The sequence below is a fragment of the Methanotorris formicicus Mc-S-70 genome, from assembly GCF_000243455.1.
Lineage (GTDB): Archaea > AGJL01 > Methanococci > Methanococcales > Methanococcaceae > Methanotorris > Methanotorris formicicus.
The window spans coordinates 1-4,654 of the sequence record NZ_AGJL01000078.1; the positions used below are offsets into that span (position 1 = coordinate 1).

5 protein-coding genes are annotated in these 4,654 nt (G+C 32.2%); 2 read left to right on the plus strand and 3 right to left on the minus strand.

Going from position 1 to position 4,654, the window contains the following annotated elements:
- Nucleotides 1-99 precede the first annotated feature (99 nt).
- Nucleotides 100-366, plus strand: coding sequence for a hypothetical protein (locus METFODRAFT_RS11905; protein WP_007045317.1), 267 nt, complete (start codon nt 100-102; stop codon nt 364-366).
- Nucleotides 367-909: 543 nt separating this feature from the next.
- Entirely contained in the window at nt 910-1,128 is a 219-nt protein-coding gene (locus METFODRAFT_RS09100; RefSeq protein WP_007043479.1) for a hypothetical protein, read from the plus strand.
- Nucleotides 1,129-1,175: 47 nt separating this feature from the next.
- Here the strand turns inward: METFODRAFT_RS09100 and METFODRAFT_RS11200 are convergent, their stop codons facing one another.
- From METFODRAFT_RS11200 to METFODRAFT_RS09115, 3 genes are read right to left on the minus strand one after another with little or no spacing between them, the layout of a single operon-like run.
- Complete coding sequence (locus METFODRAFT_RS11200; protein ID WP_007045318.1) at nt 1,176-1,592, minus strand: DUF2120 family protein; 417 nt, start codon at nt 1,590-1,592, stop codon at nt 1,176-1,178.
- A gap of 24 nt (nt 1,593-1,616) precedes the next feature.
- Complete coding sequence (locus tag METFODRAFT_RS11205; protein WP_007045319.1) at nt 1,617-2,246, minus strand: MarC family protein; 630 nt, start codon at nt 2,244-2,246, stop codon at nt 1,617-1,619.
- A 12-nt stretch (nt 2,247-2,258) separates the two neighbouring features.
- Nucleotides 2,259-3,863: a bifunctional N(6)-L-threonylcarbamoyladenine synthase/serine/threonine protein kinase gene (locus METFODRAFT_RS09115; RefSeq protein ID WP_007045320.1), complete on the minus strand. Its 1,605-nt coding sequence runs from the start codon at nt 3,861-3,863 to the stop codon at nt 2,259-2,261.
- Nucleotides 3,864-4,654: the final 791 nt, after the last annotated feature.

The window sequence follows — 4,654 nt, forward strand, 5'->3', positions numbered from 1 at the left end:
AACAGTTTATTATACTTTCTTAACCAACATTGATTTCAAAAGACCAAAAATATATCTAAAAACGTATAAAAACGATGGAATATCGAAACAAGATTCAGAATGCTTAAAAACATAGCTATAAAAACGAAATCAAAGATTTTAGAAGTAAGATTATTCTTGTTTATACTTAGAGCGATTATTCACAATCTATGGGTTGCAATGCAATGGAAAAACAAAAATACGAATTATAAAACCATGAATTTAAAAGAATTCGTTATCAAAATTAATGAATTAATTCGAATGCACATATATACAAATAAACCAATAGATAATACTCAGTTGTGCATACCTAATGCATATTCGGAGATACTGATTCAACGCTACTAAGGAGATGGAGTAAAAAGGTTTATGGTTGCAATATTCGATATAACTACATCGAAAGACATAGCAAACCATATCAAGAGCAGATAAACTGCTGTATTTATCACGAAAAAAAGGGATATATTCGATTTACACTACAATAAAACCACTTGGCAAAAATCCACAGACATATTCATCGAAATTATTAGATTCTTAACTCATATAGATATCGGGACGGTCGTAGGAGACACTTTTGTAACGACAAAGAAATTATGAAGGAATCTAAAGAATTGGGAATGGAATATATTGGTAAACTTAGGAAAACCTGATAGTTGAATATTTCGGTAAGAAGGTTAAGGTAGAAGGACTATTTAAGAGGGATTTCGAGAAAGAAAAGCTTAAATTAAGGACTATTAATGGAATAAAGTTTAGATTATCCGAGAAAGTGGTCAATATTCCCGATGTTGGTAGAGTTAAAATCGTTGCAGTGTTGATGGAAAATCAGAAAAAACCTAAGTATCTGGTCTCTACAAACCATAAAAGAAGGCAGAGAACATAATAAGCGAGTATATGAAGAGACCAAAGATAGAAGAAAAGCATAGAAGAGATAAATCGATTTTAGATGTTGAGGGAAATTACCTAACGTCTGAAAAGAGCAATATTGGGTTTGTTAGGTTTATAGCAATGGTATCAAACTGTATAGAATATTTAAGCCACAAATATGGATTATCATTCTATGAAGTGATTAAAGAGTGCAGTAAAGAACTAATAAAGAAAGGATTCTCGTAATCACACTGTCAGTTTATTAAGTATTTTTTCAACATCTAACGCAAACATTAACACCCAACAACTTCAACAAACTTTGGATTTTTTGTTCTTTTATCAAACCACATACTTATACCAACCATCAAATTGCCTTTTTTACCTATAACATACTCGCACTCACAACCCATGTCTTCAAACGACTTCTTTAATGCCTCAAATCCAAATAAATCAGGACTTACCATAGTTTCTTTTAAAACGTTGTTTATCTTCTCAACAAATAATACAATGTCATCCTCATCAGCAACCTCAAAATCATTTTCTTTTAACTTTGCTTCTAAATAATCTTTTATGTTATTGTATTTTTCAAAATCCTCATCTCTACAAACACCTCTAACTATCAACAAACCCTCTATATCACATACTGGCTTTGAACCTTTAAACGCATTTAGTGACTGCATGATTTTTCCAACGTTCATTTTTAAATGCATCACAATATCACCATTTTTTATTTTTTATGCAGTAATGGTTTTTATCAATCCATAAGCCCCACTAAATATAATCTGAACTGATATTGCCGCTAATATAAGCCCCATAATCCTTACTATTGCATTAATACCAGATACCTTTAATTTTTTCACAACAATATCTGATGCAGAAAGGATTAAACCAGAAACTATCATGGTTAAGATTATTGATGATATAACGATTGTTTTATTTGCCAAACTTTGTGCTTTCTCCATTAAAATTATGGTCGTTGTTATAGCCCCAGGTCCTGCGAGGAGGGGTATTGCCAACGGAACAACTGCAACACTGCCCATACGCATGTCAATTTCCTCTCTTGGGGAGTGTTTTGTTTTTGACATCTCAGCATGGAGCATATCCCATGCAATTTTAAACAGTAGCAAACCTCCTGCAACTTTAAATGAGTCCAATGTTATCCCAAAGTAATCAAAAATATAGGTTCCAAAGAGTGCAAATATCAATAAAGTTATAGTTGCAGTTACTGTGGCACTTTTTATTATCTCAATCTGTTCATCCTTTGAGTAGTAGTACGTTAAAATATGGAATATTGGAATTATACCAACTGGGTCAACGATGATAAACAACGATGTAAAGGAATATATGAAAAAATTTAAGTCCATGCTTTCACCATTTTATAAATATCTTGCCCTCTTTTCCACTTCTCCCATGTAGTTAATGATGTCTTCCCATTGTTTATATGTTTTATACCCTTCAATGATTTTTTCCCAAACTTCTTTAAATTTGTTGTAGTGGGTGGTTAATATTGCCTTCTTTAGAACGATTAAATCAACTGCCTTATCTTCAATCAAATCAGAAAACTTCCCCAATCCAAAGTCAATGATGTATGTTTTATTCCCAACAATAAAGTTTGATGTTGTTAAATCGTTGTGTATGATGTTGTTTTCATGTAACTTACCTATAATTTCCCCAATATCATAACAACAATCCAAATTTCCATCTTCTATAGCATCCTTTGCCAATTTTCCATGTATATAACTCATAACTATTATACCTTTGTCCCTATCAACATCAAACACATAAGGTGCAGGGATGCCAAAGTTCTTTATTAAAGCGAGAAATCTCCCTTCTCTTGTAGTTCTTCTCGTTCTTATTAGCCTATCCAACTCATTATTTCTATAACTCTTTTTAATCCTCTCCTTTACAACAACATCCCAATCTAAGTAAATATCTTTTTTGATATCTGCCTCCGCCCCTTTCCCTATTAAGTGAGGTGGGATTTTTCTCTTCTTTTTTGGCATTTCCTTAATCCAATTAACCTCAACCATATCTGTTCTATAATTTGGGATGATTCTTGTTTCTTCTAATGCCATTCTTTTCCCATTTATATACTGCAATATTCCTAACCAAGCAATCATAGCCCCATTATCTCCACAAAACTGCTTTTCTGGAACATAGAAATCAACATTCTGCTCTTCACTCATTATTTTTAGCATCTCTCTAAGCCTGTTATTTACCGCAACTCCTCCAACAAGCATAACCTCCGGCTTATTTGTGTGTGCCAAAGCCCTCTCAGTTATCTCTGTGAGCATGGAAAACGCTACCTCTTGGAGAGAGAAACAAACATCCTCCAACCTTTCCCCACTTTCATAACTCCTCATTGCAGATGTCAATAGTCCTGAGAATGAAATATCCATACCTTTAACAGTATATGGTAAATCAATAAGTTTCTCTCCTTTTTCAGCAAGTTTCTCTACATAAGGTCCTCCAGGGTGTGGAAGATTGCAAAATCTTGCAAACTGATCTAAACAGTTTCCTATTGCAATATCTAACGTCTCTCCAAACACCCTGTATTTGTTTGATACATAAGCGATAACTTGGGTATTCCCTCCACTAACATATAATGTCAATGGGTCTTCTGCATCAGTGGTTAATTTTCCAATCTCAATATGTGAAACACAGTGATTTACTCCAATAATTGGCTTTTTTAATGCTAATGATAACGTTCTCGCTGCTGTTGCAGTTACTCTTAAACACGGCCCTAAACCAGGCCCCTGAGAAAATGCAATTAAATCAATCTCATCCTTATCAACAACTTCAAATGCCTCTTTTATAAGTTTTGGGAATACCTCAGCATGATGATCTGCTGCTTCTCTTGGGTGTATGCCTTGTTTTGGGGGCAGGTAGATAGTAGTTTTATTAAATAAAACCTCTCCATCAGAGGTAACAACACCAACACCAGTTTTTTCTGCAGTTCCTTCCAATCCAATACAAATCATCTTTTCACCATTTGTGTATTTTGAGTTGTTTTATATTATGGCAGGGATTATTTTTATCTTTGTTTGATGTTACATCAGTTTTTTAATGTTTGGTGTTAGATTTCTTAATTAACTTTTCTTGCTTTTATAAAGGGGTTGGTGGATTTTGGTATTAGAAAATTGGTAAAAAGTATTACTGATTTTTTTAATGGAAAATTGATATTTTTTGAAGATTTTAGTTATTTGTTTTTATTTAGTATATTTTAAGTTTGAATTGGTTTTGGGTTGTATGAAATAATGTCTAATTGTTGAGATTTGTTAGTATGGTTGTGCAGTTGATTTAAAAAGAAATTGCACAATCTTTCTTGCTTTTATAAAGGTTTTAATAATTAAGCAGTAAGAAAATTTAGGTTCAAAAAGAAAAGTATATATACAAGTAATTACAATAAAAAAGAAGTAAGTTAAGGGTTTGAAATCTTAGTCCATTAAAACAAGGATGGAAACAACCCATCTCTTCTGCCAACTCTTCTCTCATTGCGGTTTGAAATCTTAGTCCATTAAAACAAGGATGGAAACTATTCGGAAATAGCGTTAAGAACTAAATCAACGTTTGAAATCTTAGTCCATTAAAACAAGGAATAAAACTAAAATTTTTATTATTAATTTAATCTATACATTTAAATATAACAATATTAAAAACTTAAAAACAATTTCACAAAATATTTTAAACAAAAATAATCAATTCAAATTGAAATTAATAAACGGTAGTTCCCATCAAATAGATAAATATATCAAGGCACACAGGGGATAGG

What these genes read in the sequence shown, in the direction of transcription:
- METFODRAFT_RS11905 (WP_007045317.1), top strand. Translation starts at nt 100, where the DNA reads ATGCTTAAAAACATAGCTATAAAAACGAAATCAAAGATTTTAGAAGTA.
- METFODRAFT_RS09100 (WP_007043479.1), top strand. Translation starts at nt 910, where the DNA reads ATGAAGAGACCAAAGATAGAAGAAAAGCATAGAAGAGATAAATCGATT.
- METFODRAFT_RS11200 (WP_007045318.1), bottom strand. Translation starts at nt 1,592, where the DNA reads ATGCATTTAAAAATGAACGTTGGAAAAATCATGCAGTCACTAAATGCG.
- METFODRAFT_RS11205 (WP_007045319.1), bottom strand. Translation starts at nt 2,246, where the DNA reads ATGGACTTAAATTTTTTCATATATTCCTTTACATCGTTGTTTATCATC.
- METFODRAFT_RS09115 (WP_007045320.1), bottom strand. Translation starts at nt 3,863, where the DNA reads ATGATTTGTATTGGATTGGAAGGAACTGCAGAAAAAACTGGTGTTGGT.